Here is a 25,960-nt window from a genome sequence, read left to right as displayed (position 1 = left end):
CCTCTCAGGGGATGGGTGATCAGGGAGGTACGAAGATGCAGCGGCTGCTTGTCGGCACGCACCGACGCTCCACCCCTCGGCCGTCGGCGGCAGGGATGCCGTCGCGGGCTGAGACGTGGAACGTGGGGGCATGGTCAGCCGAGGAGGGTGTCCGATCCGCCGACAGGGGCGGAGCGGGCGGGGAGGCGGCGCTGGTTCGGCGGGAGTCAGGATCTGTGGCGTCAGAAGCGCCGACAGATGGCACTGGACGTACGGCCGAGGTCGATGTGATGGCGTGAGGTCAGAAGGGGCAGCATTCGGCCCGTGCGGTCGAACCTACTCACGGCCACCCCCAAAGATCCCTAGTTTTCCTACCTGGCTGGTAGGGATCGTGGCAGAAGGCGGCGTTCACCCCAAGAGGGTGTTCGTATGTTGGACACAGCCGTGTCGCATGATGAGATGGACCTTGAGTGGCCCTGTGTCAGGGGTTTACCCAGGCGCCCGGGGCGTTGGTCAACGCGTGTACATCGGCGGGCAGTTGGGCCGATGCGACGTCGGCGAGCGAGACGCCCTCGAGGATCTCGCGCACGTGGGACCGCAGCGCGATCCACAAGGGGAGCAGCGACTCGGCGGCGCCGCTGTAGGACAGCTCCGGGGGACGGACGCCGCGGACCGAGACCAGCGGTCCGTCCACGGCGCGTATGACGTCGGCGATGCTGATGGACTCGGCGGGCCTCGCCAGCCGGTAGCCGCCGTTGCCGCCGCGCCGGCTGAGCACGAGACTGCCCCGGCGCATGTCGTTCAGGATGCTCTCGAGGAATTTGCGCGGGATGTCCTGGGCGTCGGCGATGGCCTCGGCCTTCAGCGGCCCGTCATCCCGTGACGCGGCGAGATGCAGCGCGGCACGTACCGCGTAGTCCGCTCTGGCTGAGATCCGCATGTGCGCATTATCCCGTACGGCATCGGCGGTGTCCGTTGCGGGCGGGCCGCCGGGCAGGGAGGGTCTCCTCTACCCGGCGGCCGGGGTGCTCAGGCCGCGGCGGGCGTGCAGCGGGAAGCCTCGCCGCCCTCGATGACGTGGCAGAGGGTGCGGTGCTGCAGGGCCTCTCGGCTCAGACAGGCAGGACGAACGGAGGGTGTGCGCCGTTGAGGAAGTAGTCCCCGACGTCGCGGAGTCGGTGGGTGACGGGCTCGTACAAGGTGTGGGTCCGCGCGTTGCGCCAGAAGCGGTCGAAGCCCAGCCGCGAGGACGCGGAGCGGGCGCCGAGGATGTCGAGGGCGCGGGCGGTGGACTCCTGCGCAGCCCTGGAGGCGGCGGCTTCGGCCATGGCCACGAGGACCGAGATCTCCGCGTACTCGTCGTAGGTGAGGTCTTCGCCGCGTGCCAGGCCGCCGTGCACGGCTTCCAGCGCTTGATCGGCCAGTGCGGACGCGGCGCGGGTGAGGACGGTGAGTTCTCCGTAGGCGGTCAGCACATGCGGGTCCTGGGGAGAGCCGACCGGCCAGGCGGGATGCCAGGGTGAGTGGCCCGCCCTGCTGTACTCACGGGTTTCGGCGAGCACTCCCTCAGCCATGCCGAGAAGGAGCTGGACCGAGAGAAGACGCCCGACCGGCGATGCCAGAGCAGCCAGGGGTGACAGAGTGTCCTCGTCCGCGGACAGGGAGCCGAGTATGTCGTCGGCAGCGACCTGTACGGCGTCGAACTCCACGCTGCCGCCGGCCGCGAGCCGCTGGCCGAAGGTGTCGGCGTCGCCGTCGATCCCCACGCCGTGACGGACGGAATCAACGACGACGGCGAGTGGTTCGCCGGTATCGGCTCGTACGGCCCGCACGGCGAGGCGGTCGGCGACCAGGACCCCCGTGGCGTAGCTCTGCCGGCCGTCGAGCACATGGCCATCAGCTGTCTTGGTCAGTGTCAGAAGCGGTTCCTGACGGGCGAAGCCACCACCCCAGCACCACTGCTCCGCCGCGGACTGCCACGCGACCCGATCGGCGAGAGCGGGCTCGGTGAAGAACCGGGCGCTCCACGACAGGAAGTAGTGACAGCCGAGCAGTTGGCCGATCGCACCGTCGGCTGCGGCGATCTCCCGCACTACGGCGTAGGCCGTGGGCCAGTCCGTGCCGCCTCCCCCGAGTTCGGCGGGTATCAGGAGCGTCAGCAGTCCCGCCTCGCGAAGCCGGGACACCTCGTCGAACGGGGCCTTGCCTGCCTGCTCCCTGGCCACCGCGTCCGTGGCCAGGTCGTCCGCCGTTTCGCGGGCCACGCGCAGCCAGTGCGCACGGCCGGGCACGGTCCAGTCGGATTCCGAGGTGGTGCCGGACGGCGCAGTGGCAATGCCCATGGCGGTGGTCTCCCTCAAGGTCGGCGGCAAGGCGCGGTGTTGGGACTCTCTTGCTGGTCGGGCACGTACTTGTAGCCCACCCGCCGTACGGTGACGATCCGGTGCCGGTGATCCGGGCCCCGCTTGCGGCGGAGCCGCGCGATGTGGACATCCGCAGTGCGACCGTCGCCGATGTGGCCGTAGCCCCATGTGCCGGCCATCAGCTGCTCACGCGAGTGCACTTGGTGGGGGTGCAGAACGAGATGGGCCGGAAGCCCGAACTCCAGGTAGGTGAGGCCGAGTTCACGTCCGTTCACTTCTGCGACATGTCGCGCGTGATCGACTCTCCGGCCGTGCGACGTCCTTGGCGTGCCGCTCTGCGCGGTGTCGCCCACGAGGCGGAGGTGGCGCATGTCGGGGAGTGGTGAATCCGATGGAGTGGCCTGGGCCGGAAGTGCCGTGGTCATGGCGGTCGTCCTTCAGAAGTACGTCGGGCCGTCAGGCGCGGTGGGTGGGTTCGCCTGATCGCCTGGGAGGAGAGAGAAGGAGCGGAGTGGTACGCGCGGCGTGTGAGCCGCGTGCCCTACAGGCGACAGCAGGCGGCGCTGACGACGTGACCAAAGTCGACATGCCGACGACGAACAAGTCGTTGCTGCGTGTGGGCCATGTGCATCATCCTGCGCACCCGCCGGGCGGGCCGTCAACGGTTTCCTAGTAAATCGATAGGAAATGTAGGGAACGCAACACCGCAGGTGGGCTCACCAGCCGCCCTGGTCCTGCCCCCCAACTGCGGGCTCTCTACGACGACTCGCACATCGTGAAATGGACCGCACAGCCTGACAGCCCCTCAGCAGAGGGGCTTCGCCGCCTGGCCGCACGACAGGAACGGGGTGTTGCTCTGGGCGTAGCACCCGGCCGACGTGATCGCGGGCACTGGTGAAGCGAGGGGTTTCCCCGGAGTCCCAGCTGGTCGTGCAGGCAGGCGATCCAAACTGTCCGAAAGCGGCTGAAAGCCGACTGCTGGCAGCTGACACCATCGGCGGTGGTGCGACAGCATGAAGGACATGTGCGACAAGCCGAGCACCCCGCGCCGGATCGCCGACGACCACGTCGCGCAGGTCGCTGCCCTCGACCCCAGGACCGCGACCCGACTCGGGCTGCACCCCGAGGACGACCGGCAGCCGGACCTGTCACCGGAGGGCTTCGAGGCCCTCGCCGAACTGGCCCGGCGAACACTCTGCGCGCTCGATGCCACCGAGAAGGACGGCATGGAGTTCGAGAACGCCGAGCGCAACTGTGCCCGGCTGCTGCGGGAGAGACTGACCTCGGAACTCGCCCTGTATGAGGCCGGTGACCATGTCCGCGAGCTGCGCAACGTCAGCTCGCCCCTGCACAAGGTGCGGCGCATGTTCACCCTCATGCCCACCGACACCGAAGAGAACTGGGCCACCGTCGCCGGGCGGCTGCGCAACCTGCCCGGAGCGCTGGACGGCTACCGGGCGACCCTGACCGAGGGCATCGCACGCGATCTGCTGTGCGCGCCCCGCCAGGCCCGGGCCGTCATCGGGCAGCTCGCTGCCTGGACCGGCCAGGACGTCGGCGGTGCCGGCTGGTTCGCCGAGTTCGTGGCCGGCGCTCCGGACCGGCTCAGGCCTGAGCTGGACGCCGCCGCCGAACGAGCGACGGCCGCAGTGGCCGGCTTCCGCGACTGGCTGCACGGCACCTATCTGCCCGCCGCGGAAGGCACCCCGGACGCCGTCGGCCGCGAACGCTACCTCCGCTCGGCCCGCTGGGCCAACGGAACCGACCTGGACCCTGCCGAGGCCTACGCCTGGGCCTGGGAAGGGTTCCACCGCACGGCCACCGAGATGCGGGCCGAGGCCGGCCGGATCCTCCCGGGAGCGACCGTCCGGGAGACCATGGACCACCTGAACCGGTACGGCCATGCCATCGCGGGCGAGGAGAACATCCGCGCCTGGCTCCAGAACGTCATGGACGAGGCGATCGACGCCCTGGACGGCACCCACTTCGACATCTCCGGCCCGCTCCGCCAGGTCGAGACGAGAATCGCGCCCCCGGGCAGCTCAGGCGCCCCCTACTACACCGGTCCCAGCCTCGACTTCAGCCGCCCCGGGCGCACCTACCTGCCCACGCTGGGCCAACAGACCTTCCCCACCTGGCAGATCGTCAGCACCTGGTACCACGAGGGCGTCCCCGGGCACCACCTGCAGACCGCCCGATGGACTGCCGCGGCAGGCGGCCTCAGCCGCTACCAGATCACCCTCGGCGCGGTCAGCGCCAACAAGGAGGGATGGGCCCTGTACGCCGAGCGTCTGATGGACGAACTGGGCTTTCTCACCGACCCCGCCCGCCGCCTCGGCTACCTCGACAAGCAGATGCTCAGGATCATCCGCGTGATCGTCGACATCGGCATGCACCTGCAACTCGCCATCCCCGCCGGCTTCGGCTTCCACCCCGGCGAGCGCTGGACCCCGGACCTCGCCACCGCGTTCATGGCCGCCCACCACGGCAGCGACACCGCCCGCCGCACCAGCGAGATCGACCGATACCTCGGCTGGCCCGGCCAGGCCATCGGCTACAAGCTCGGAGAGCGCGCCTGGCTGCAGGGCCGCGACGCCTCCCGCCGACGCCTCGGCACCAGCTTCGACCTGTGGACCTGGCACACGAACGCGCTCGCCCAGGGCTCTCTCGGCCTCGCTGACCTGGCCGACAACCTCGCGTCGCTGTAACGGGGTTGGGGGCGGCACGGCACCGTCTACAGCGAATACCCCAACCCTGGGGCTCCCATCGCGGAGCGGCCTGGCTGAACAGGCGCGAGCGGTCGGGGGTGGCGACGGCCGCGGCGCCGGATCTGTGAGCCTCACCCTCACCGGGCCGAGCCGTGCACCTCGGCTTCGATCTCACCCTGGATCCGGGCGTGTTCCTCGCGCTCGGCGACCAGGACGTCGCGGTGGCGGTCGTTGGCATTGCGCCATCGGAGGTAGGCGTGCAGGGCCCGGCTCGCCGAATGCCCCGAATGCCTGGCCTCCAGTGGCCTACTGGACCCTACGACGCAAAGTGATCTTGCCGCTTCTCGTGATCTTTCTGCCCGCCCATGCCATGCCCTTCGCCGACCGACCGCGCTGTTCATGCCTGAATCGCCCGTGCACTCACCTCAAGGAAGGCGAAGATGACCCGTTCGATTGTGCGCCCGCGTGCGGCCCGCTACCTCCGTACGCTGCCGCCCATCGCCGTCGTCCTGCACCTGGTGGCCGCCCTCCTCCTCGGCAGCGCGACACCCGCCGCCGCGCTGACCAAGCCGATCGTCAACGGGCCCGTGTTCAACGACCCGCTGGGCACGCCGACGCAGCAGAAGGCAATCTTCACCCAGCTCGTTCGGTTGATCGCCGCGACGCCCGCCGGGGCGCAGATCCGCGGCTCGATGTACGAGTTCCAGGACCAGGAGGTCGCCAACGCGCTGCTCGCCGCCCACCAGCGCGGCGTCAACGTCAAGCTCATCGTCGATGACTCGACCTATGTCGGGGGTAACGGCGCCGAGTACGCCAATCCGGCCTACAAGTCCCTCAGAGCAGGGCTCGGAACCAATGACGCCGCCCGCTCCTGGATCGTCGTCTGCGACGACAGGTTCGAGGACGCCGACGGCGTGGATGACGTCCAGCGCGGCTGCCTGAGCGTCGCTCCGCCCGAACCGGCCTACAACCACAACAAGTTCTTCATCTTCTCGAGGATCGGGCCCTTCGACGACGGCACCAGCTACCCGAAGGTCGTCTTCCAGACCTCCTCGAACCTCTCCGACTGGTACAAGGTCGAGTCCTTCAACGACGCCGTGACCTTCGCGAACGCCGCCGTCTACGACGGCTACGCCTCGTACCACGAGAAGCTCCGGTACGGGCGCACCCTCGCACGCGGCGACAACAACGCGTACTTCGCCACCCCGACCGGCTCGACCTACCGGGCCTTCTTCTTCCCGCGCGGTGACACCTCGTACTACAACCCGGCCACCGACACCGTCGTCAATGCGCTGAACCAGATCAGCTGCGCCTACACCGGCACGGACGGGCTACGGCACCAAAGCGACATCCGCATCGTGATGTACAGCTTCTACCGCTCGCGCGTCCAGGTCGCCGACAAGCTGGCCCAGCTGCGCGGCAGGGGCTGCTGGATCGACATCATCTACGCCGAGAGCGACAGCACGATCACCACCAAGCTGAACACCGCCGGCATCCAGTACCGCAGGTGCCGCATTCCCAACGGCCCGGGAATCGACGTCCGTCCGCACAACAAGCAGCTCCTGATCGACGGGTACTACAACGGCGACACCACACCGCGCGTCTACACGGGCAGCGCCAATCTGACCGGGTCGTCGCTGCGCTCGGCCGACGAGGCGCTCGTACGGATCGCCGGCGCGTCCTACCACTCGAAGTACCTGAGCACGTTTTACAGGATTCGCGCTGCCTGCGGCGGTTGACGAGGCTTCCTCGGCCGGGTTCACCGGCGATGTCGACGATCACCGGCAGGCCGGGTCCGCCGATCGGTGCGCTGAGGCCGTAGACGGGCCACCACAGGCGGAGGGGGAAAGGCCCGGTCAGCGGAGCTTGAGAAGGCCCGCTTCGACGACGGCGCGGCCGTAGGGGCTGGCGAGTTCGGCGAGACGCTCACAACCGGCGTCACCCAGGGCGGCGTAGGCGGGAAGTGCCAGACGGTCGGTGCGGTCCTCGATGTGCCGGCGCAGGAGCAGGCCTTCCGGGCTCAGGGAGTCGCCGTCGAGGAGGCCTCGCTCGCGCAGGCGCTCCCGGGTGCCGGCCCACTCCTCCGCGGGCCATGCGCGGCTGGCCTTGAGGAGGTCGACGGGAACCTCACCGGTGGCTGCGTGCAGAATCAGGGCCTCCAGGCCCCCGACGCCCTCGGTCAGCAGGCACGCGACATGGCCGTCTCCACGGAACTCCCGGAGCAGCGTCTGGGCGTGCCACAGCTGCACCACCGGCTCCTCCGGCCAGGGCAGTGCGGCATGCGCGGCGAACAGCGGGCGACCCTGCCCGTGTTCGCCGGCCGCCTCGGCGGCCCGGCGGGTAAGCGCCAGGACCTCGTCCAGGTCGGGCAGCTCGTGGATTCCCGCCCGCCGCAGGGCTTCGCCCGCCGCGGCGTACCGCGCGTCCAGAACCTGCTGCGGCGTCGTCGCGTCCCAGGCCCCGTCGACCGCCTGCCGTACGAAAGCGGGGTTGAAGTTGTAGAAGGTCGAGATGATCAGCTCGGCGGATGCCCGGCCGAAGGCGGCGCCGCGGGAGGCGAAGTACCCGGCGCGTCCACTCAGTCCCAGGTCCGCGTACCGTCGCCTTGCCTCGGGGACGAAGTAGATCATGCCGTGTACCGGCTCGAGGCGGCGCCAGGCCGCACGTGCTGTCTTCATGCGGTCACCTGTTCGGGGAGTCGACGAGCGGGGTATGCGCTCCGGTTCCGTACTCGCCGTGCGCTCGTAGGTGTTCGAGCAGCAGTCGGCTCAGCGTTTCGGGTGCCTCCTCGGGGACCCAGTGGCTGACGCCCTGGAGGATCTCGCACCGGTACGGCCCGTTGACCCACCGCCCGGTCTCCTGTGCGGCCGCCGGGCCGAACGCGCTGTCCTCCGTGCTCCAGACGTACAGCGTGGGCACGTCGATGACGCCGATCGCCCCGTCGGGGCGGCCGGCCCGGTACCAGTTCAGCGCCGCGGTGAGAGCGCCCGGCTGGGACAGGTGCCGTACGTAGGCCTCGGCATTGTCCTGCGGAACCTTTCCGGCGTAGAGGTCGCGAAGCTCTTGGGCATTGTGAGCGAGCATGCGCTCCTCGGTCGCGGGTGTCTCGCGCCAGTCGATCATGTAATGCGAGCGCTCGCGCTGATCCTGGTCGGTGCGCAGGGCGGTGGCCAGAGCGGCGGGGTGCGGGGTCGAGACAACGGTCAGGGTGCGTACACGGCCGGGGTGGAAGTGAGCGGTCCACCAGGCCACCGCACCTCCCCAGTCGTGGCCGACCACGTCGAACTCCGGCCAGCCCAGTTCCTCGGTGATCGCTACCACGTCGTCGACGAGGAGGCCGATGCGATAGTCCTCGGGGCGCTGAGGGCGGGCGCCGACGGAGTACCCACGCTGGTCGGGCGCCACCACCCGGTAGCCGTGCGCGGCCAACGACGCGATCTGCCGTTCCCACACCAGCCCCGTCTGCGGGAAGCCGTGCAGCAGCAGCACCGGGCGGCCCTCGGGCGGGCCCGACACAATCGCGTCGAACACGCCCGCACCGGTGGAGATGCTCAGCTCAGTCACGATCCACCTCTCCATACCAACTGGTCGGTAGCCTTCAGGTGAAAGAACGGACTGTCAAGACCGCGAGCATGCGCATTCCGGCAACGGCGGTACTTGGTTGAAGATGACGCCGCGATGGTGCTGGACCGCGGGCAACTGCTCGGTGACGCAAGCCCATTCAGGCAGGGAGTCGGCATCGGCGTCGCCCTCGCCGGGCGTCTCAGCCGGGCGGTGCCGACAGATGGATCAGGATGCCGCACACCTCGTCCACGATCTCCCGGGCCTCGGTCTCGTCCCCGCAGTCGCCCAGCTCGCGCGCCGCCCCTCCGATGACGGTGGTCAGCACGCTCACCCGGACCCGGCCGGCGCGTCGCCGCTCGTCCACCTCCAGCAGCCGGGCGTTGCGCCGTACCCATGCGCGGTCCCACTGGCGGCGCAGCGCGTCGAAGCCCGCGGGGCCGTCGTCCTCCACGAGGAGTCTGCCGAGCCTCCGGTTGTCCCAGGCACCCTCCAGATACGCCCTGGCCCCCGCCACGAAGAGGGCGATGGGATCGTCCACACCACGATTGCGCTCGGCGGCCAGCGTGGCCGCGGTCCGGCGCTCCTGCTCCTCCCGGAACTCCTCCCACAGGGCGAGGTAAAGCCCTCGCTTTCCGCCGTAGTGCTGGAAGAGGCTGCCCACCGGGATGCCGGAGCGCGCCGCGATCTCGGTGAGACCGGCGTCGGTGTAGCCGCGCTCGGTGAACACCTCCAGCGCGGCGTCCAGCAGCGCACGCCGGACCGTTCGGCTCTGCCCGGCGCGCCCCTCCGGCAGACCCGTTCCCCCCTGCCCGCCCGGCAGCTGACGCGCCGACTCGGTCCCGGCGGACTCCACCGTGCCGCTCACTGGCAATCCCCACCTTCCCCGGCACCGTCGCGGATGGCGAGGGCGACCAGTAGTTCCAGGAGGTCGGCGATCCGGCGCGGGTTGCGGCCGGTGCGTTCCTCGATCCGTCGCAACCGGTAGTGCGCCGTGTTGTGGTGCACCCGCAGCCGGTCGGCGGCCAGCCGCAGATTGAGGTCCGCCTCCGCGAAGGCCCGTATGGTGGCGGCCAGCGTGTCGCCACGCCTGTGGTCCTCCTCCAGCAGCACACGCACGCGGGGATCGACCAGCTGGCGGGCGAGGTCGTCGGCGCGCAGCGCCAGGTAGTCGAACGGTGACAGCCGCGGCAGCGCCGCCACCCCGCCCTCGCTCGGCACCAGATCGAGAGCGGCACGCGCCTCCTGGTAGGCGCGCGGCAGTTCGCACGCGCCCTGCGCGACCGTACTGATCCCCATGGAAAGCATGGTTCCGTCTCGCGCGAGCCGCTGTTGCACGGCCTCGAAGTGGGCGCATATGTCTTCTGCGTTCATGCCGGCCCGGACCACGGGCACGGCCACCACCTCGCCGTGGCGCACGACGACCAGGGTCCTGCCGGCCCAGGGCCCGGCGACGCTGATCGACGCGCTGGTGGCATACCCGTTCTCGGCCCAGGTGAGGTCCCCGGTGCGCGTGTCGCCGACACACACCGCCACGACCGCCATCATCGGCGAGCGCGGTCCGATGCCGTACGCCTGCGCCGCGGCGAACAGCGGACCGCGCGTCGGCACCACGCCGGCCAGGAGCTGGTCCAGGAGATCCCGGCGCTCCCGGTCCGCGTCCGCCACCACGTGCTGCTGGTACTCGACGTATGCCTGCGCGGCATGGGTGCTGGCGTAGTCGACGTACCGCATCAGCGGGGTGACGAGGGACAGCGCGGCCTGCTGGGCCTCGGCGGAGGTGCCCGCGCAGTCCAGCAGCGCGTCCCACATCACCTGTCGGCCGACCCGGAAGGCACTGATCCAGTCCTCCAGGGCGAACCCCGCGCGTGCTCGGCGCATGGCTGCCGCGCGGCTGAAGACCAGGTCCTCGGGAGCGATGTCGCGGTCGCCGGCCAGCGCCGCCAGTTGCATCCGGTAGTGCTCGAGCACCTGCTCCCGTACCTCGTCGAAGAACCGTTCGTCCTGCAGTGCGTACGACGGGATCTCCGCGCGCATCACATCGACGGCGGTCTCCGCCACCTCCTCGACCCGGTCGTGGACGGCGTGCAGGATCCGCCACCGCTCGCGGCGGAGCGGTTCGGAGAGTTGGGGAGTGCCCAGGGCAGGACCGCGAGGCATGGCGCCGATCGTCGCCGTCCGCCTAGTGCTCCGTCAACAGGCTCGGTGTGAGACATCTCCCGGCACCTGTGCGCGGCGCACAGTTCGGCGACCGAGAAGTTGGGTGCTCACACCCAATGTGTGCCTGGAACGCCCGCACCTACTGTGACGCTCGCCCACCCCCCCAGCACGTCGGAAGGGGCGTCACTCATGCTCGCGGTCGACGGTATCACCGTGCTCTTCGGCGGGATCACGGCACTGGACGGTGTCGCGTTCACCGTCGAGCCGGGCACCGCCGTAGGGCTCATCGGGCCGAACGGAGCCGGCAAGACCACCTTGTTCAACTGCCTCACCAGGCGCTGCACTCCCAACGGGGGAGGCATGCGGTTCGAGGACGAGGACCTGCTGGTCCTCCCTCCGCACGCCGTGGCCGGGCGCGGCATCGCCCGTACCTTCCAGAACCTGGGCCTGTTCCCGCGGCTCACGGTCCGGGAGAACGTCATGGTCGGCGCCCACAGCCGGGGGCGCACCGGACACCTCGCCGCGGCGCTCCGGCTGCCCCGCGTCCGGCGGGAGGAGAGGGAACTACGTGACCAGGCGGACGATTTGCTACGGCGGCTCGGCCTGGCGGACGTCGCGGACCACCCCGCCTCCGGGCTGCCGTTCGGCACACTCAAACGCGTCGAGCTCGCGCGGGCGCTCGCCGTACGGCCCCGGCTGCTGTTGCTCGACGAACCCGTCAACGGGCTCAGCCACGGCGAGGTCGGCCAATTCGCGGATCTGGTCAGGTCGGTGCGCCAGGAGTTCGACGTCACGCTCGTGGTGGTCGAACACCACATGGGGTTCGTGATGGGCCTGTGCGACAAGGTGGTCTGCCTCGACTTCGGCCGCAAGATCGCCGAGGGCTCGCCGGAGGAGATCCAGCGCGACCCCGCGGTCATCGAGGCGTACCTGGGGGTGGCCGCATGAGCGAGCCCACCACCGACCGCACCGAGGCCGAGGCGAGTGCGCAGCCGGACTTCCTGAAGGTCTCCGGCCTGCACGCCGGATACGGCCAGGCCCGCGTGCTCCAGGGCCTCGACTTCTCCGTCGCCCGCGGTGAGGTGTGCGCGATCCTCGGACCCAACGGCGCGGGCAAGACCACCACGCTGCGTGCGCTGAGCGGCATGGTCCGCGGCGGCCGCGGCTCGGTCGCCTTGAACGGCACGGAACTGCTGGGCCGCTCGCCCGAACAGGCCGCCAGGCTCGGCGTGGCGCACGTACCCGAGGGCCGGGGCACCTTCAACGACCTGACCGTCGAGGAGAACCTGCGCATCGGCGCCCACCTGCGCACCGGCCCCCGGTGGCGGGACCGCCCCGAGCGTGCGGCCGTGGCCGCCGACCTGGAACGCATCTACGACTACTTCCCCAAACTGCGCCAGCGGTCGCGTCAGGCCGCCGGCAGCCTCAGCGGCGGGGAGCAGCAGATGCTCGCCATCGGCAGGGCGCTGATGCTGCGGCCCTCGCTGCTGCTCCTGGACGAGCCGTCCCTGGGTCTCGCGCCGCTGGTCACGCGCGAGCTGTTCGAGATCGTCCGTGCCGTCAACGAGGAGGAACGCACCACCGTGGTCGTCGTCGAGCAGAACGCCCAGCTGGCGCTGGACATCGCGCACCGGGCGCACGTACTGGAGGCCGGCCGCCTGGTGCTGTCCGGACCGGCCGCACAGATCCGCGAGGACGGGCAGGTCGCCGAGGTGTACCTCGGCGTCTCCGTCCGCTCCCGGAAGACCGGGTGAGCGCCGTGACCGATCTTCTCCAGCAAGTGGTGGAAGGACTGGGCTCCGGCGCTGTGTACGCCAGCCTGGCGCTGGCCCTGGTGCTGATCCACCGGTTCACGGGGATCGTCAACTTCGCGCAGGGCGAGCTGGCCATGCTCTCCACGTACGTCGCCTGGCAGCTGGTGGCGTCCGGGATGCCGTTCTGGCTGGCACTGCCGGTCACCCTCGCGGTGTCCTTCGCCGGCGGCATGCTGGTCGAGCGGATCGTCATCCGCCCCGTGCAGGGCGCGCCCGAGCTGACGGTGGTCATCGTCACGGTCGGCCTGTTCATCTTCGTCAACGCGCTGGCCGGCCTGATCTGGTCGTTCACCGTGAAGGACTTCCCGCAGCCGTTCCCCGACGGCGGGCTCGACCTGGCCGGGGTGCGCGTGGACTGGTCGACGCTCGGGATCATCGGTGTGGTGGCCGTCGTGATGGGCGTGCTGTATCTGCTGTTCCAGCACACCTCCATCGGCCTGGTGATGCGGGCGGTCGCCTGCAACCCGGCCTCCGCCCGGCTGTCGGGTATCCGGGTGGGACGGGTGCTGATGCTCGGCTGGGGGCTGGCCGCGACGGTGGGCGCGGTGTCGGGTGTGCTCGTCGCCCCGGTGCTGTTCCTGGAGCCCAACATGATGGGCGGGGTGCTGATCTACGCATTCGCCGCGGCCACCCTCGGTGGCTTCGACAGCCCGGTCGGTGCGGTCGTCGGCGGCCTGTTCGTGGGCGTCGCCGAGACGCTGACCGGGGCGTACGTCGGCGTGATCGGTGCCGATCTGAAGGTGGGCGTCCCCCTGGTGATCATTCTGGCGGTGCTGCTGGTGCGGCCCCAGGGCCTGTTCGGACGGGCGGCGGTGGAGCGCGCATGAACACCATCACAGCGGCGCTCGGCACCGACCGGGCCCGGCGGCCGCGGGCCGCGCTCACCGTCCTGCTCGCGGCGGCAGCCGCCGTCGGCGCACCGTTCTACTTCGCCCCCTTCCAGGTCTTCCAGCTGACCATGGTGCTCCTGTACGCCGTGGCGCTGGCCGGGCTGAACCTGCTGGTCGGCTTCGGCGGGCAGATCTCGCTCGGGCACGGCGCGTTCTTCGCGGCGGGGGCGTACACGGCGGCGGTCATGCTCGACCGGTACGACTCCGGCCACCTGGCCACGCTGCCGGTCGCGGCCGCCGGATGCTTCCTGCTGGGCCTCGGGTTCGGAGTGCCCGCCCTGCGGCTGCGCGGCCTGTACCTGGCCCTGGTCACCCTCTCGTTCGCGGTGTTCCTGCCGCCCTTGCTCAAGCGGCTCGAACCGGTGACGGGCGGTTCCATGGGCCTGACCGTGGACAAGCTGCAGCCGCCCGCGTGGAGCGGACTGGCCGAGGACCAGTGGACGTACTTCGTCGTCCTCGCCGTCACCGCGGTGGCCCTGCTGCTCGCCCGCAACCTGCTGCGGTCCAGGGTCGGCCGGGCACTGCTCGCCGTGCGTGACAACGAGAGCGCCGCCGAGGTCATGGGAGTGCGGTTGTCGCTGCACAAGACCCTCGCCTTCGCGTGGAGCGCGATGTTCGCGGGTGTCGCCGGGTGTCTGTACACCTGGGTGATCGGCTTCGTCTCGCCCGATTCCTTCAGCTTCGTTCTGTCCATCACCCTGCTGGCCGGCCTGGTCGTCGGGGGGCTCGCCTCGCTGTACGGACCCCTGCTGGGCGCGGCGTTCGTGATGTACGTGCCGAGCGTGTCGCAGGACCTGAGCGAGGCGGCACCGGGAGTGGTGTTCGGGCTGCTGATCATCACGGTGATGTTCGTGGCCCCTACGGGACTGGCCGGTCTGCCGGGCCGCGTCCTGGGCGCCGTCTCCCGTCGCCTGCCCCGCACCACCGCCGCCCTCGACCGGACGCCCGAAGCGGACTCCGTGCCCGAGGCGGAACCGAAGTCCCAGGCGGGATGCCGACCCGCCACGACCCTCACCCCTGCGGACTCCGCAGTTGTCGACGCCGAACCCGTGGGCGCACCGCCCCGCACGGAAAAGGAATGAACCACATGCGCAAGACGACCGCTCTGCGGGCGGCTGCGGCCGCAACCGCCGCCCTGCTCACCGCCACCGCCTGCAGCAGCCAGCGAGGGCAGGACGACCAGTCCACCACCGCCGGTGGCGCGTGCAAGGGTCAGCAGACCACCGGCATCACCGACAAGACCATCAAGCTGGGCGGGATCTACCCGCTGTCAGGACCTGCGTCCGCGTACGGCACGATCAGCAAGGGCGTGGCCGCCTACTTCAAGTACGTCAACGACAAGGGCGGCATAGACGGCCGCAAGGTGCAGTTCATCGTCCGCGACGACGGCTACCAGCCGCCCAAGGCGGTCGAGGAGGCCCGCAGACTCGTCGAGCAGGAGAAGGTCTTCGCCGTGTTCCAGACCCTGGGCACCCCGTCCACGGCAGCTGTCCGGGACTACCTCAACAAGCAGAAGGTGCCACAGCCGTTCGTCGCCACCGGCGCCTCCGCCTGGGGCACGGACGACAAGCATCCCTGGACCATCGGGTGGCAGCCCAACTACGTGGCCGAGGCCCGGGTGTACGCCAAGTACCTCAAGGACAAGAAGCCGAAGGCCAAGGTGGCGGTCCTCTACCAGAACGACGACTTCGGCAAGGACCTGCTCGGCGGGTTCAAGAAGGCCGTTGCCGGCAGCGGCATCAAGGTGGTTGCCGAGGAGAGCTACGAGGTCACCGATCCGTCCGTGTCGGCGCAGATGGCGAGCCTGTCCCGATCCAAGGCGGGTGTGCTGCTGGACGTCACCACCCCCAAGTTCGGCAGCCAGGCCCTCGCCGCCGACGTCAGGAACACCAAGTGGAACCCGCTGCACATCGTGAACAACGTGGCCTCGTCAGCCGCCGTGCTCCAGCCCGTCGGGTTCAAGAACGTGCAGGGTGTGGTCTCAGCGACGTACTTCAAGGACCCCGCCGACCCGCAGTGGGCGAACGACCCCGAGATGAAGACCTACATGAACGCCATGCACAAGTACGCCCCGGACGCCGACCCGGCCAACCAGTTCAACGCCTATGGCTGGGCCGTCGCCTCGAGCCTGCACAAGGCCCTGGACGCGATGAAGTGTCCGACCAGGGAGGGGCTGCGGGACGCGGTGCGCAACCTGAAGGACGTGAGGGTGGGACTGCTGCTGCCCGGTGTCACCCTGTCCACGGGCCACGGGGACGCCTTCCCGCTCGAGACGATGCAGCTGATGAGGTTCAAGGGTGAGCGGTGGCAGCTGTTCGGCAAGCCGGTGGACACCCGCAAGGAGTTCGGCCCGCTGACGAGGTGAGCCGGTGGGGGCGGTCCCGGTCGATGCCGTGATCCCTGGGGACCGCCCTCGCCCGTCAGCAGGCGCCTGAGTACTCAGACGGCGCTCAACCCTCCGTCCACCACCAGGCTCTGCCCGGTGATGTAGGAGGCGCGGTCGGAGAGCAGGAAGGTGACGGCTTCGGCCACCTCCCAGGCGGTGCCCTGGCGGCCGAGCGGTATGCGGGTGAACGAGGTGGACCGCGACGCCCGCCGGGCCGAGGCCTCACGGCCCATCGGGGTGTCGATCAGGCCCGGGACGACCAGGTTGGCGCGGATCCCGCGCGGCGCACCCTCCTTGGCGACATGGCGGGTGAGACCGAACAGGCCCGCCTTGGAGCTGTCGTAGGCTGGCGAGTGGTGCCCGCGCCGGACGGCTTCGACGAAGCCGATGTGGCCCGCGACCGGGCCGCCCGAGGCGTGCCGCTCGGCGACGGGCTCCGCGCCTTCCGCCGGGCGCTGAGCGCGATACGGGATCTGTTCATCACCGAGGCGACCGAACGCGGGCTGGACCCCGGCCTCATCGTCGACCGCACCAAGTGCCTGTGGGAACTCGCGGACGTCGCGAGCCTGCAGATCGCCGCCGTCCACCGGCAGGCGGAGGTCGCCTCCGCCCTCTTCGACGCCCGCCGCCGCGCCGACTTCCTGCGTGGACTGCTCTACGGGACGCTGAGCGCGGCGGAGATCCACAGCGGTGCGGCGATCTACGGACTGGACCCGTCACGGCCGTACCGGGCCATCAGAGCCGTCGCGAACGGCAACGCCGGTCCGGACGCGCTGGAACGCTCCCTGGAGTCCCTCGGCCGCAGGAACGGCCGCGGCCCGTTGCTCACCGTGCTGGACGAAGCTGTCGTCGGAGTCGTCGGGGCCAAGCCGGAGACCGGTGACCTGGAGATGACGGCGGGGCTCGGCCCGCCGACGGACCTGGCCGCGGCGCACCGCTCCTGCCGTGCCGCCGGCAGGATGCTGGAAGCCGCCCGTGCGTACGGTCTGCGCGGCGTGTACGACCTGGGCGACCTGTCCTGGCGGGTGGCGGTCGTCGCCGAACCGGAACTCGCCGAGTTGCTGCTCGACCGCTATCTGCGCCCACTGGAGGCGGAGGGGGAGTTCGGCGCGCTCATCGAGGAGTCGGTGCGGGGATATCTGGAGAGGGGCCGGCACATCCGCGCAGTCGCCCTCAGCGCACACGTCCATGTCAACACCGTCCGCTATCGGCTGCGCCGTTTCGAGGAGCTGACCGGCACCAGCCTGGACGCTCCGGACACCGCGCTGGAGCTCAGCTGGGCCCTGGCGGCGCGCGAGCCGGGGACACCTCCACGAGGTCCGGCATGAGCATGGCATCAGCAGGTCAGCGTGCATGCGGGAACGCAGAGCCACCGCCCCGGACGCCCTCAGGCCGGTCACCGGCCGCGGTCAGGACCCGCGGCAGAAACATCGGTGACCGAGTACAACGTGGTGGTGACCGGTGGAGCAGCGGATGAAGGAGTTCAACGAAAGCCACGAAGATCCGTTCGCCCTGCACCTCGCCACCCTGGCGGTGCTCGACGACCGGGGAGTCGTGGTCGGATGGAACCGCCGTGCCCAGGACCTGCTCGGCCATCCGGACACGGCCGTGATCGGTCGTCCGGCCATCGAGGTCCTGGTCGATCCTCGCGATCTGCCGGCTGTCACGGAGGCCGCGGTGAGCTGCAGGAGAGTCGGCGGCTGGTTCGGCGTGCTCACCTTGCGGCACCGGGACGGGCGGCTCGTGGAGACGGGAGTGAGGGCCCATGCGCTCTCACGAGATGACGGGGTCCGTGAGTGGATTGACCCGGTCTCCGGGCGCTGCTCCGTGGCCCGCGCCGGTCACCCGCCGCCGGTGGGTGACCGCTCCGGACGGACAGGTGGCTCCGCTCGACCTGCCCGCCGGCCCACCGCCCGGCCTGGGCGGGCTGCCGTTCGAGGCCCGGGAGATCGAACTGGCCGAGGCAAGCCTGCTGTGCCTCTACACCAACGGAGTCATCGGCGAACGCCACATCGATGCCGACACCGCCCTGACCAAGCTGGGCGCAGCGCTCACCCGCCCCGCGGACGCCCTGGAACGGACGTGCCGAGCAGTGGTCGACTCACTCGTGCCCTCGCGCCCCAGCGACGACGTCGCTTCCTGGCCTCTGCCGCTGGAGCCTGCCTCCCTGCCCGGCCGCCGCACCCGTGTGCTTCACCCCCGCGATACACACGGGTGCGCGCGCACGCCCGCCAGCGCGGTGAGCACCGTGTCGTTGGCATTTCGGCTGCCGACGGTGAGCCGGAGTCCCTCGCCGGGGTAGTGGCGCGCCTGGACACCGGCGTCGGTGAGTGCCGCGGCGCCCTCGTAGATCGGGTCGGGCGCGGCGAGCCAGACGGAATTGGCGTGGCCGGGGCGTACGTGCCAGCCGAGTTCGACGAGTTCGTGACGGAGCCGTTCGCGTTCGGCGACGACGGTGTCCACCCGTAGGCGCAACTCGCTGTCGGCCTGCAACGAGGCCTTCACCGCCGCTGTTGCCACCGTGTTGATCCCGAAGGGCAGCTGCTGCCGACGGACCCGCTCCACCAGCTCGCAGGCGCCGAGTCCGTAGCCGACCCGCAGGGCGGCGAGGCCGTAGGCCTTGGAGAAGGTGCGCAGGACGAACAGGTTGGGGTGTGTGCCCAAGAGCGAGCGCGCATCCGGCAGGGCGGTGTGATGGGCGAACTCCACGTACGCCTCGTCGAGGAGCACGGTGACGTGTCGGGGGACCTGACGCAGGAACGCCGACAGCGCGTCGGCGGTGACGAGGCTTCCGGTGGGGTTGTGGGGATTGCACAGCACCACGACACGGGTGCGGTGGTCGAGCGCCGCGAGCAGGGCGCCCAGATCCTGGTGTCCGTCCGGCGACAGGGGTACGGCGACGGGTTGAGCGCCGACCATGGCGGTCAGCAGGGGATAGGCGTCGAACGTGCGCCAGGCGTAGGCCACTGTGTCGCCGGGCCGGACCACTGCCTGGAGCAACTGCAGGGCCACGCCCACCGATCCGCTGCCGACCGCGACACGGTCGGGGGTCACCTGGCACCATGCGGCGATACGCTCGGTGAGGTCGTCGGGGTAGAACTGCGGGTAGCGGTGGGCCTGTGCGACGGCCCGTTGCATCGCCTCGCGCACCGAGGGCAGCGGGGGATACGGGCTCTCGTTCAGGGCAAGTCGGTGCAGCACGGGGATGTCCATCGCTCAGTCCCGTCCGCCGTGCCAGCGGACGGCGACGGCACCGGCGAAGTCGCCCGCGTGAGCGAACCCCCCGAGCACCATCAGGTCACCGTCCTCCACCTGCCCGGAGCTGATCGCGCGGTCCAAGGTGATCGGAATCGCCGCTCCGAACAGGTTCCCGTACGCATCGAAAGTGTTCAGGTGCCGTTCGGCCGGCAACTGCAGCGCCTCTCGCCAGTTCCGCAGGAAGGTCCGGTTGGGCTGGTTCGTGATGAGGACGTCGATGTCGGTGGTCGCCACGCCGAGCCGTCGGCACAGGTCCGTGACCACCTCGGGGACGAGGCGGTTCCCGCGGGCCAGGACCTTGGCGACGCTCGCGTCGGTGAACCCGATCCGCAGCTGGGACTCTCCCGGCTCCCAGTACTTGCGACCGTCGTCGACCGCCACCGTCATGTCCCCGGCGTACTCGCCGATGTGCCGGGTCTCCACGTCGAGGACCGGCGACTGTGCCGACGTCGTCACATACCCCACACCGCACCCGTCGCCCGGGATCGCCGCCTGGGCGAGTTTGCGCACCTCGGACTGGGTGAACCACTGACCCGCGGCACTTTGAGCGTTGCAGATCAGCGCGGTCCTCGCATCGGTGGTGGTGAGGATCTGCCGGGCCATCTTCACCATGTACACGAAGGACGCGCAGCCCGCGTTGGCCACGTCGACGAGCCACTCCGGGTTCAGACCCAGCCGACGCGCCACCTCGGTTCCGGCGCCCACGAACGGCAGGTCCGGCAACTGGCTGTGCACCAACAGCACGTCGACGCCTCGGATCTCCGCCGCGCCGTACCGTTCGATCAGGGGCTGTACGGCGCGCTCGACCATGTCCGCGTTGGTCTCGTCCCTGGCCACGTGGTGCCGTAACGGCGGGACCTTGAACATGGGGTGGTTGCGGAGCTTGTCCTCGGCTCCGGGGAAGTCCGTGTAGAACTCCGCGGGGACCGGCTCGCCGGGCAGGTAGCTCGCGACGTCGGTGAGGCTGACCGTGGTCACCGCTCCACCGCCCTCGCCGGAGCCGCGCTGACCGGCAGGCCGTTGCGGTGGCGGTGTTCCAGGATGGCCTTGAGGTTGTGCATCTCCACGGTGTGCCCTGCGTAGAAGAGGTCCCAGTAGTCGCCCACCCAGGGCCGGTCCGGGCGGGGCGCCAGGTCGGGGTGCGGGTTGTCGTCGTAGTACGGGTGCCGACAGTTGGTCCAGGTGATCACCGAACCCGGCTTGTCGAGCACGAGCCGGGCCGGTACGACACGCATCAGGTAGATCATCCACAGCTTCTCGCCCTGGTCCCAGGAGCAGTGGTAGTCCACGGTCATGGCCTCGGGGTTCGCGCGCACCTCGCAGTAGATCCTGGTGTCGTCCTCCAGCCTGTCGTGACCGACCCACAGACCCGGTGTGCCGGATGGCGCGAAGTCCCGCAGGCTGCAGGTCCACTCCTCCAGATGGTGTCCCTGGCGCAGGTAGTCGTAGGCCTGCTCCGGGGGGCAGTCGACGTACTCGTGGATGGTGCAGTACTGCCCGTAGACCTGATGGTGGGGGTAGACCGCGTGCGTGAGTTCCATGCAGTGGGCGGTCAGTTCCTCCTTGCCGGCGTTCTCGATCCGGACCAGACCGGGGATGTCAGCCAACGTGGACGACTCCTCGCTCATCTGAACCCTCCTTGCTCTCGGTGGCTTCGGTGAAGGACTGGAAGGGAAGGAACGGGGGATCTCCCGTGGATCGCAGGCCACTGCGACGAACGCCGGGCCGCCGCCCGCATTGCTGCGCAGGAGCGCCGTGCGCAGCTGCGCCGCGTCCTCGGCCCCTATGGCCTCCAGGGACGGGAAGGCGGCGGCCACCCCGGCGGCGAGGTCGGTCCGGGCGAACAGGTCGTGGCTGCGGATACCGCCCTGGAAGAGCTCCTCACGCAGCGCGCACATGGCGTGGGCGTTGTTGTTGAAGATCACGAAGGTCACGGGTGCGGCGTACTCCACGGCGGTGTGCACTTCCATCCCGTGCATGAAGAAGGCCCCGTCGCCGGCGAGGACGTAGGTGCGTCGGCCGGTGGCGAGCGCGGCGCCGATACCGGCACCGAAGGTGTAGCCCATGCCGCCCATGCCGACCGCCACCACGAAGCGGCCGTGGCGCGGTGCCGGGAGGAGATGGACCGCGCTGGCCCCTGCGTTGCCGGCGTCCACGAAGACGTGGGCGTCGTGGGGGAGTGCCGCCTCCACCGCGGCGACCGCCTCGGTATAGGGGATGGTGCGCCCACGTGTCCGGGAGAGCGGGCTCGGCACGGGTGTGGGAAGGGGACCGGTGTGCGGCGGGCAGGGACGCGGGCGAGACGGCAGCTGGGTGATGACCGCGCTCAGCGCGTCCCGCAGGTTCCCGCCCAGTGCGGTGCCTGCCACGAACGGCGGTTCGGGGCCCAGGCAGACGACCTCGGTGGTGGCCAGGGCCTGGTCAAGGCCGCCGCGGGCCAGGAGCGGCAGGCGGCTTCCGACCAGCAGGCATACGTCGGCCCGCCGCAGGCAGTCTTCGACGTTGGCGTGGCCCATCACCCCGGCCACACCTGCGAATCGGGGATCACGGTTGTCGAAGACGTCCTTGGCGTCCGGGGTGACCGCCACCCACGCTCCCAGGCGCCGGGCCAGTTCGGCCAGCTCCGTACGGGCGTTGGCGGCGGCGACATCTTCACCGGCGATGACGAGGACGCGGCCGGCCCGGCGAAGGGCATCCGACACGGCGGTGAGGGCGGGTATGTCGAGCCGTGGCGCCGGCACGCCCGGTGGCGGCGCCGCGTCACGGTCGGGCAGCTGGATCTGTGCCCGCTGCACGTCCTTGGGCAGCAGCAGCACGGCAGGTCCGCGTGGATCGGCCTGTGCCGCCGCCACTGCCCGGGGCAGCAACTCCAAGATCGAGTCCGCTTCAGTGACGCGGGCGCAGAACCGGGCGACGGGGGCGAAGACCTCCAGGGCATCGAAGGAGCCCGCCTTGCCGCTGGTGTCCTGGAACGCCCCGTGGCCCTCCTGGCCGGTCGGCGGCTGGCCCACCAGAGCCAGCACGGGCACCCGGGAGGCGTACGCCTCCGCCAGACCTGGTACGAGGTTCATCGCCCCACCGCCCGAGGTGGCGGCAACGACGCCGAGGCGCCTGGTGGTACGCGCGTATCCGTCGGCCATGGTGACGGCGGAGAACTCGTGTTTGGCGACGACGCCGCGGACGGCGCCGCCGCGATGCACTGCGTCGTACAGGTCCTCGATGTTCGCGCCGCCGACGCCGAACACGTGGGTGACGCCTGCCCTGGCGAGTTCCGCGGCCAGATAGTCGACCAGGCGTACCGTTCCTGCCTCGCGTAACTCCGAGGTCGTGTCGGTCATACGGGGCTCCTGCCCTCGTTGTGGTGTCGGTCGATGAGGCCGGATGGCGACATGACCTGAAAGCGGTGCCGGTATTCCTTGGGGGTGAGTCCCAGGGTTCGTCCGAAGGAGCGGAAGAACGTCTCGGGAGCGGCGAATCCGCAGCGGCCCGCTATCTGGCTGATCGTCAGGTCCGTGGTTTCCAGCAGCTCGCGTGCGCGGGCGATACGCGTCCGCTCGACGTACTGGCCGGGTGTCGTGCCCACCTCGCGCCGGAAAACCCGGGCGAAGTTGCGCAGGCTCATGTTGGCCTGCCGCGCGATCTCGGCCACGGGCAGCGGGTTGTCCAGGTTGCCCAGAATCCACTCCTGTGCTGCCCGGATCGGCGGATGGTCGGCCAACTGGGCGTCGAGGAGGGCGCTGTACTGGGACTGTCCTCCGTGCCGCTTGAGGAACAGCACCAGAAACCTTGCCGTCTCCAGCGCGAGCGCCGCACCGTGATCGGCCTCCACCAGGGCCAGCGCCATGTCGATGCCCGTGGACACGCCCGCGGAGGTCACGAAGGGGCCGTCCCAGACGAAGATCGGCTCGGCGTCCACCGTGACGTCCGGATAGCGGCAGGCCATCGCCTCGCTGTACGCCCAGTGAGTGGTGGCGCGTCTGCCGTCGAGGAGGCCCGCCTCGGCCAGCAGAAAGGATCCGCCGCACACGGAGGCGACTCTGCGCGACCGGGCCGCTGCCCGGCCGATCCAGGACACGAGCGCCCGGTCCTGGAGCGCGTTGTCGAGACTCCATCCGCCGGGCACGAGGAGCGTGTCGATCGGGCCCTGCCCCGCCTCCAGCGGCGAGGCCCCCACCACCACTCCTGAACTCATGCGCACCAGTGGTGCGTCGGCGGAGACGAACTCGGTTCGGTAGGGGGTGCCCGACGGACCCAGGAGCCGGTTCGCGGTATCGAACACTTCAATCGGTCCGGTGATGTCCAGGGCCATCGCGCCCGTGTACACCACCACAACAACACGTCGCTCCAACACGGTCACACCCTGTATCGGGCGTGGCACTGGCTGCAATGACAGTTTACTGACGGATCCGGCCAACGTGCTGTTGCCGGAGGGCGAAGAGGGGGTCTGGTCAGGCAGTTCGTGCGCCCGGGCCGACGGCGCCGGGTGAGGCAGCTCACAGGGCGTCGGCGCGGCCGTGTGCCGCACCGACGCCCTTACCTCCGCATCACCTCCGGCTTCGAGGCCGCCCGTCGTCGCGGGTCATTCGGCCGCGGCCAGGAGCCGCGCCTCGCTCTCCTCGTACAGTCGCCGCATCTCGCGGCTCTCGGCGGCGCGGCGCCGGTGGTCCAGACGGCTGCCCAGCCAGCCCGCGAGATAGCCGAACGGGATGGAGACCAGGCCGGTGGACTGCATGGGGAACCAGTCGAAGTCCGCGTGCGGGAAGACGGCGGACGGCGTGCCGGAAACGGCCCTGGAGAAGACCATCAGCACCAGCGCGCAGACCGTGCCCCCGTAGAGGCTGGCGAGCAGGCCGGTGCGTGTGAATCCGCGCCAGAACAGGGAGTAGGTCAACGCGGGGGCGACGGCCGATGCCCCGATGCAGATCGCCAGCGTGGTCAGTACGCCGACGTCCCAGTTCTGGACCAGGGCGGAGAGCAGGATGGCAACGGTCCCCACCGCCACGCTCGTCCACGCCGCCACCGTCATCTCCGTACGCGCCGCCGCCCGTTCCCGCCGCAGCGCATGGGCGAACAGGTCGTGGGCGAGCGACGAGGCCGCGGCCAGGGTCATCCCCGCGACCGAGGACAGCAGGGTGATGAACACCGTGCCCGCCATGGCCGCGTAGAGAACCGTCGTGCCCGCGGAGCCGGCGCCGCCGCCGAGCGCCCTGGACAGCATGAGCACCGACGTCCTGCCGTGCGGGTCGGTCGCGGTGATGTACTGCGATCCCACCAGGGCCGCCGCGCCCGTACCCATGATGATCACCGTCAGGCAGAACGCGGTGACCGTAACGACCGCCCAGGACATGGAGCGGCGCACGGCGGGCACGTCTTGCGCGGAGTACAGACGCATCGTGATGTGCGGCAGGCAGGCCGCGCCGAGGATCACGGTGATCTGAAGACTGGCGAAGTCGAGCCGTTCACCTGCCGACGTGCCCAGCTGGAGGCCCTGCTGAAGGAAGGCCGGGCCTGTTCCGCTGCCGCGCTCGGCGGCTCGGAGCACCTCGCCGAGGCTCCAGTCGAAGCGGTTGAGGACCAGGGCGGCGACGGTGACGCTGGTGCCGAGCAGGATCACGATCTTGATCATCTGGATGAGCGCGGTGCCCCGCATGCCGCCGATCGCCGCGTAGATGATCATCAGGCTGCCGACGAGGACGATGCATGTCGTCCTGGCGCCGGCCTCGTGCGGCATGCCCAGGATGAAGGTGAGCAGCGACCCGGCCCCGGAGAGCTGGACGACCAGGAAGGGGAGGGTCGCCGAGAGCGTCACCAGGCAGGAGGCGATGCGGACGGCCCGCCCGGGCATGTTGCGGGCCAGGACGTCGCCCATGGTGAAGCTGCCGGCGTTGCGCAGCGGCTCGGCCAGCAGGAACATCAGCAGCACCAGCGACAGGGCGGTGCTGACCGCCAGGACGTAACCGTCGTATCCGGCGAGCGCGATGATGCCGGTGGTGCTCAGCACCGTGGCCGCGGAGATGTAGTCGCCGGCGATCGCCAGGCCGTTCTTGAGGGGGGTGAGCGAGAGGTAGCCGGTGTAGAAGTTCGTCAGGTCGTCGCGGTCCGGTCCCGCCATCACGCACATCAGCAGCGTGAGGGTCACCAGGGTGCTGAACAGGACCAGGACGAGCGCCTGCGTCCCTGAGCCGAAGTCGTTCATCCCGCCACCCCGGCATCCCGGCTCGGCCGGACCGTGCGCTCCCTGACGGCCCGCGCCAGCGGGTCCACGGAGTGTTGCGCACTGCGTCCGTACCAGAGGACGGCCGCGAAGGTGACGACGAGCTGGAGGATCCCCAGGCCCATTCCCAGGCTCAGCTCCCCGGCGATCTTGGAACCCATCAGGTCCGGCGCACAGCAGGACAGCACCACGTACACCACGAAAGAGCCGAGCGCGGTGAGCGTGGAGACCCGGCGGAGCACTCGGTAGGCCGAGCGGAGGGCGGCGAGGTCGGCATCGTGCGGATGGGGTTCGTGCGCGTGCGGTGGGCGCCGGGGGGATTGCCCGTAAGAGTCGTACCAAGGGGCGTCGTATCCGTACGAGGTGTCCTGCGAGGCGTCGTTTCCGTACGACCCCTGCCATGGATCCCGCCCGTACGGCTCGCGCCGAGGGGCGTGGCCATGGGGCTCGGTCTGCGGCCATCCCGGCGGCGGGTACCGGTTGTCGTCGGGGTGTGTCATCGCGTGGCCTTCCGGTGCGGCTCGGATCCGTGGGAGGTGGCGGTGAAGCATCGGTGTGGCGGCGCACGATACCGACTGGTTGGAATGGCCGATAACCCTGCGGAGAGTTACGTTTTCGGCTCGATGA

24 protein-coding genes and 1 pseudogene are annotated in these 25,960 nt (G+C 70.1%); 10 read left to right on the top strand and 15 right to left on the bottom strand.

What is annotated here, in order from left to right; all coding sequences use genetic code 11:
• Window positions 1–221: 221 nt before the first annotated feature.
• The 4 genes from CRP49_RS49410 to CRP49_RS37645 all read right to left on the bottom strand — a co-directional run bounded on the left by CRP49_RS49410 (window position 222) and on the right by CRP49_RS37645 (window position 2,767).
• The gene (locus CRP49_RS49410) at window positions 222–296 is read right to left on the bottom strand and encodes a putative leader peptide (protein ID WP_373560441.1); all 75 of its coding nucleotides are present in this window, start codon (window positions 294–296) and stop codon (window positions 222–224) included.
• Between the two features lie 164 nt (window positions 297–460).
• Window positions 461–919, bottom strand: a complete 459-nt coding sequence (locus tag CRP49_RS37655; RefSeq protein WP_097257907.1) for an Rrf2 family transcriptional regulator — start codon at window positions 917–919, stop codon at window positions 461–463.
• Window positions 920–1,091: 172 nt separating this feature from the next.
• Window positions 1,092–2,321, bottom strand: a complete 1,230-nt coding sequence (locus tag CRP49_RS37650) for an acyl-CoA dehydrogenase family protein (RefSeq protein ID WP_097257906.1) — start codon at window positions 2,319–2,321, stop codon at window positions 1,092–1,094.
• Between the two features lie 14 nt (window positions 2,322–2,335).
• Window positions 2,336–2,767 (bottom strand): response regulator transcription factor, encoded by a 432-nt coding sequence (locus CRP49_RS37645; protein ID WP_097257905.1) that lies wholly within the window; start codon window positions 2,765–2,767, stop codon window positions 2,336–2,338.
• Window positions 2,768–3,364: 597 nt separating this feature from the next.
• Here CRP49_RS37645 and CRP49_RS37640 point away from each other — a divergent pair.
• Window positions 3,365–5,050 carry a DUF885 domain-containing protein gene (locus CRP49_RS37640; protein WP_097259236.1) on the top strand — a complete coding sequence of 562 codons (1,686 nt, stop codon included), beginning with the start codon at window positions 3,365–3,367 and terminating at the stop codon, window positions 5,048–5,050.
• Between the two features lie 440 nt (window positions 5,051–5,490).
• Window positions 5,491–6,789 (top strand): phosphatidylserine/phosphatidylglycerophosphate/cardiolipin synthase family protein, encoded by a 1,299-nt coding sequence (locus CRP49_RS37630; protein WP_097257903.1) that lies wholly within the window; start codon window positions 5,491–5,493, stop codon window positions 6,787–6,789.
• Between the two features lie 117 nt (window positions 6,790–6,906).
• Here the strand turns inward: CRP49_RS37630 and CRP49_RS37625 are convergent, their stop codons facing one another.
• The 4 genes from CRP49_RS37625 to CRP49_RS37610 all read right to left on the bottom strand — a co-directional run bounded on the left by CRP49_RS37625 (window position 6,907) and on the right by CRP49_RS37610 (window position 10,771).
• Entirely contained in the window at window positions 6,907–7,728 is an 822-nt protein-coding gene (locus CRP49_RS37625; protein WP_097257902.1) for a hypothetical protein, read from the bottom strand.
• Between the two features lie 4 nt (window positions 7,729–7,732).
• Complete coding sequence (locus CRP49_RS37620) at window positions 7,733–8,614, bottom strand: alpha/beta fold hydrolase (protein ID WP_306459794.1); 882 nt, start codon at window positions 8,612–8,614, stop codon at window positions 7,733–7,735.
• A gap of 199 nt (window positions 8,615–8,813) precedes the next feature.
• Complete coding sequence (locus CRP49_RS37615) at window positions 8,814–9,479, bottom strand: TetR/AcrR family transcriptional regulator (RefSeq protein ID WP_218893012.1); 666 nt, start codon at window positions 9,477–9,479, stop codon at window positions 8,814–8,816.
• Window positions 9,476–10,771: a CdaR family transcriptional regulator gene (locus CRP49_RS37610; protein WP_097257901.1), complete on the bottom strand. Its 1,296-nt coding sequence runs from the start codon at window positions 10,769–10,771 to the stop codon at window positions 9,476–9,478. Before CRP49_RS37610 ends, CRP49_RS37615 begins: the two co-directional genes overlap by 4 nt.
• Window positions 10,772–10,960: 189 nt before the next feature.
• Here CRP49_RS37610 and CRP49_RS37605 point away from each other — a divergent pair, with 189 nt between their 5' ends.
• From CRP49_RS37605 to CRP49_RS37585, 5 genes are read left to right on the top strand one after another with little or no spacing between them, the layout of a single operon-like run.
• The gene (locus tag CRP49_RS37605) at window positions 10,961–11,719 is read left to right on the top strand and encodes an ABC transporter ATP-binding protein (RefSeq protein ID WP_097257900.1); all 759 of its coding nucleotides are present in this window, start codon (window positions 10,961–10,963) and stop codon (window positions 11,717–11,719) included.
• Entirely contained in the window at window positions 11,716–12,525 is an 810-nt protein-coding gene (locus tag CRP49_RS37600) for an ABC transporter ATP-binding protein (protein WP_097257899.1), read from the top strand. Before CRP49_RS37605 ends, CRP49_RS37600 begins: the two co-directional genes overlap by 4 nt.
• 5 nt (window positions 12,526–12,530) lie before the next feature.
• Entirely contained in the window at window positions 12,531–13,412 is an 882-nt protein-coding gene (locus CRP49_RS37595; protein WP_097259233.1) for a branched-chain amino acid ABC transporter permease, read from the top strand.
• Window positions 13,409–14,557 (top strand): branched-chain amino acid ABC transporter permease, encoded by a 1,149-nt coding sequence (locus CRP49_RS37590; RefSeq protein ID WP_097257898.1) that lies wholly within the window; start codon window positions 13,409–13,411, stop codon window positions 14,555–14,557. The genes CRP49_RS37595 and CRP49_RS37590 overlap by 4 nt, the downstream gene beginning before the upstream one ends.
• 5 nt (window positions 14,558–14,562) lie before the next feature.
• Window positions 14,563–15,840: an ABC transporter substrate-binding protein gene (locus CRP49_RS37585; RefSeq protein WP_097257897.1), complete on the top strand. Its 1,278-nt coding sequence runs from the start codon at window positions 14,563–14,565 to the stop codon at window positions 15,838–15,840.
• Between the two features lie 74 nt (window positions 15,841–15,914).
• Here the strand turns inward: CRP49_RS37585 and CRP49_RS37580 are convergent, their stop codons facing one another.
• Window positions 15,915–16,250: an SDR family oxidoreductase gene (locus CRP49_RS37580; RefSeq protein ID WP_257033867.1), complete on the bottom strand. Its 336-nt coding sequence runs from the start codon at window positions 16,248–16,250 to the stop codon at window positions 15,915–15,917.
• Here CRP49_RS37580 and CRP49_RS47220 point away from each other — a divergent pair.
• From CRP49_RS47220 to CRP49_RS48520, 3 genes and pseudogenes are all read left to right on the top strand, one after another.
• The gene (locus CRP49_RS47220; protein ID WP_097257896.1) at window positions 16,164–17,189 is read left to right on the top strand and encodes a CdaR family transcriptional regulator; all 1,026 of its coding nucleotides are present in this window, start codon (window positions 16,164–16,166) and stop codon (window positions 17,187–17,189) included. The genes CRP49_RS37580 and CRP49_RS47220 overlap by 87 nt on opposite strands.
• 145 nt (window positions 17,190–17,334) lie before the next feature.
• A pseudogene (locus CRP49_RS48525) lies at window positions 17,335–17,634 on the top strand (PAS domain-containing protein); the annotation flags it as partial.
• Window positions 17,627–18,163: a SpoIIE family protein phosphatase gene (locus CRP49_RS48520; RefSeq protein WP_306459793.1), complete on the top strand. Its 537-nt coding sequence runs from the start codon at window positions 17,627–17,629 to the stop codon at window positions 18,161–18,163. The pseudogene CRP49_RS48525 and the gene CRP49_RS48520, both read left to right, overlap by 8 nt.
• On the opposite strand, the gene CRP49_RS37565 is transcribed toward CRP49_RS48520, so the two are convergent.
• The 6 genes from CRP49_RS37565 to CRP49_RS37535 all read right to left on the bottom strand — a co-directional run bounded on the left by CRP49_RS37565 (window position 18,055) and on the right by CRP49_RS37535 (window position 25,833).
• Window positions 18,055–19,074: a histidinol-phosphate transaminase gene (locus CRP49_RS37565; RefSeq protein WP_097257895.1), complete on the bottom strand. Its 1,020-nt coding sequence runs from the start codon at window positions 19,072–19,074 to the stop codon at window positions 18,055–18,057. The genes CRP49_RS48520 and CRP49_RS37565 overlap by 109 nt on opposite strands.
• A gap of 3 nt (window positions 19,075–19,077) precedes the next feature.
• The gene (locus CRP49_RS37560) at window positions 19,078–20,097 is read right to left on the bottom strand and encodes a 3-oxoacyl-ACP synthase III family protein (RefSeq protein ID WP_097257894.1); all 1,020 of its coding nucleotides are present in this window, start codon (window positions 20,095–20,097) and stop codon (window positions 19,078–19,080) included.
• Window positions 20,094–22,457, bottom strand: coding sequence for a thiamine pyrophosphate-binding protein (locus tag CRP49_RS37550; protein WP_101924665.1), 2,364 nt, complete (start codon window positions 22,455–22,457; stop codon window positions 20,094–20,096). Before CRP49_RS37550 ends, CRP49_RS37560 begins: the two co-directional genes overlap by 4 nt.
• A complete protein-coding gene (locus CRP49_RS37545) occupies window positions 22,454–23,470 on the bottom strand; it encodes a GlxA family transcriptional regulator (RefSeq protein ID WP_257033757.1) in 1,017 nt (338 codons plus the stop codon). The genes CRP49_RS37550 and CRP49_RS37545 overlap by 4 nt, the downstream gene beginning before the upstream one ends.
• A 228-nt stretch (window positions 23,471–23,698) precedes the next feature.
• Window positions 23,699–25,315, bottom strand: coding sequence for a cation acetate symporter (locus CRP49_RS37540; RefSeq protein ID WP_097257892.1), 1,617 nt, complete (start codon window positions 25,313–25,315; stop codon window positions 23,699–23,701).
• The gene (locus tag CRP49_RS37535) at window positions 25,312–25,833 is read right to left on the bottom strand and encodes a DUF485 domain-containing protein (protein ID WP_097257891.1); all 522 of its coding nucleotides are present in this window, start codon (window positions 25,831–25,833) and stop codon (window positions 25,312–25,314) included. The genes CRP49_RS37540 and CRP49_RS37535 overlap by 4 nt, the downstream gene beginning before the upstream one ends.
• Window positions 25,834–25,960 lie beyond the last annotated feature (127 nt).

Origin of the sequence: Streptomyces sp. Ag109_G2-15, from assembly GCF_900215565.1 — a bacterium.
GTDB lineage: Bacteria > Actinomycetota > Actinomycetes > Streptomycetales > Streptomycetaceae > Streptomyces > Streptomyces diastatochromogenes.
The sequence above is the reverse complement of the archived record's forward strand: the minus strand, read 5'-3'. Positions and strand labels throughout refer to the sequence as shown.

What these genes read in the sequence shown, in the direction of transcription:
- CRP49_RS37655 (WP_097257907.1), bottom strand. Translation starts at nt 919, where the DNA reads ATGCGGATCTCAGCCAGAGCGGACTACGCGGTACGTGCCGCGCTGCAT.
- CRP49_RS37650 (WP_097257906.1), bottom strand. Translation starts at nt 2,321, where the DNA reads ATGGGCATTGCCACTGCGCCGTCCGGCACCACCTCGGAATCCGACTGG.
- CRP49_RS37645 (WP_097257905.1), bottom strand. Translation starts at nt 2,767, where the DNA reads ATGACCACGGCACTTCCGGCCCAGGCCACTCCATCGGATTCACCACTC.
- CRP49_RS37640 (WP_097259236.1), top strand. Translation starts at nt 3,365, where the DNA reads ATGTGCGACAAGCCGAGCACCCCGCGCCGGATCGCCGACGACCACGTC.
- CRP49_RS37630 (WP_097257903.1), top strand. Translation starts at nt 5,491, where the DNA reads ATGACCCGTTCGATTGTGCGCCCGCGTGCGGCCCGCTACCTCCGTACG.
- CRP49_RS37625 (WP_097257902.1), bottom strand. Translation starts at nt 7,728, where the DNA reads ATGAAGACAGCACGTGCGGCCTGGCGCCGCCTCGAGCCGGTACACGGC.
- CRP49_RS37610 (WP_097257901.1), bottom strand. Translation starts at nt 10,771, where the DNA reads ATGCCTCGCGGTCCTGCCCTGGGCACTCCCCAACTCTCCGAACCGCTC.
- CRP49_RS37605 (WP_097257900.1), top strand. Translation starts at nt 10,961, where the DNA reads ATGCTCGCGGTCGACGGTATCACCGTGCTCTTCGGCGGGATCACGGCA.
- CRP49_RS37600 (WP_097257899.1), top strand. Translation starts at nt 11,716, where the DNA reads ATGAGCGAGCCCACCACCGACCGCACCGAGGCCGAGGCGAGTGCGCAG.
- CRP49_RS37590 (WP_097257898.1), top strand. Translation starts at nt 13,409, where the DNA reads ATGAACACCATCACAGCGGCGCTCGGCACCGACCGGGCCCGGCGGCCG.
- CRP49_RS37585 (WP_097257897.1), top strand. Translation starts at nt 14,563, where the DNA reads ATGCGCAAGACGACCGCTCTGCGGGCGGCTGCGGCCGCAACCGCCGCC.
- CRP49_RS47220 (WP_097257896.1), top strand. Translation starts at nt 16,164, where the DNA reads ATGGCGGGTGAGACCGAACAGGCCCGCCTTGGAGCTGTCGTAGGCTGG.
- CRP49_RS48520 (WP_306459793.1), top strand. Translation starts at nt 17,627, where the DNA reads ATGCGCTCTCACGAGATGACGGGGTCCGTGAGTGGATTGACCCGGTCT.
- CRP49_RS37565 (WP_097257895.1), bottom strand. Translation starts at nt 19,074, where the DNA reads ATGGACATCCCCGTGCTGCACCGACTTGCCCTGAACGAGAGCCCGTAT.
- CRP49_RS37550 (WP_101924665.1), bottom strand. Translation starts at nt 22,457, where the DNA reads ATGACCGACACGACCTCGGAGTTACGCGAGGCAGGAACGGTACGCCTG.
- CRP49_RS37540 (WP_097257892.1), bottom strand. Translation starts at nt 25,315, where the DNA reads ATGAACGACTTCGGCTCAGGGACGCAGGCGCTCGTCCTGGTCCTGTTC.
- CRP49_RS37535 (WP_097257891.1), bottom strand. Translation starts at nt 25,833, where the DNA reads ATGACACACCCCGACGACAACCGGTACCCGCCGCCGGGATGGCCGCAG.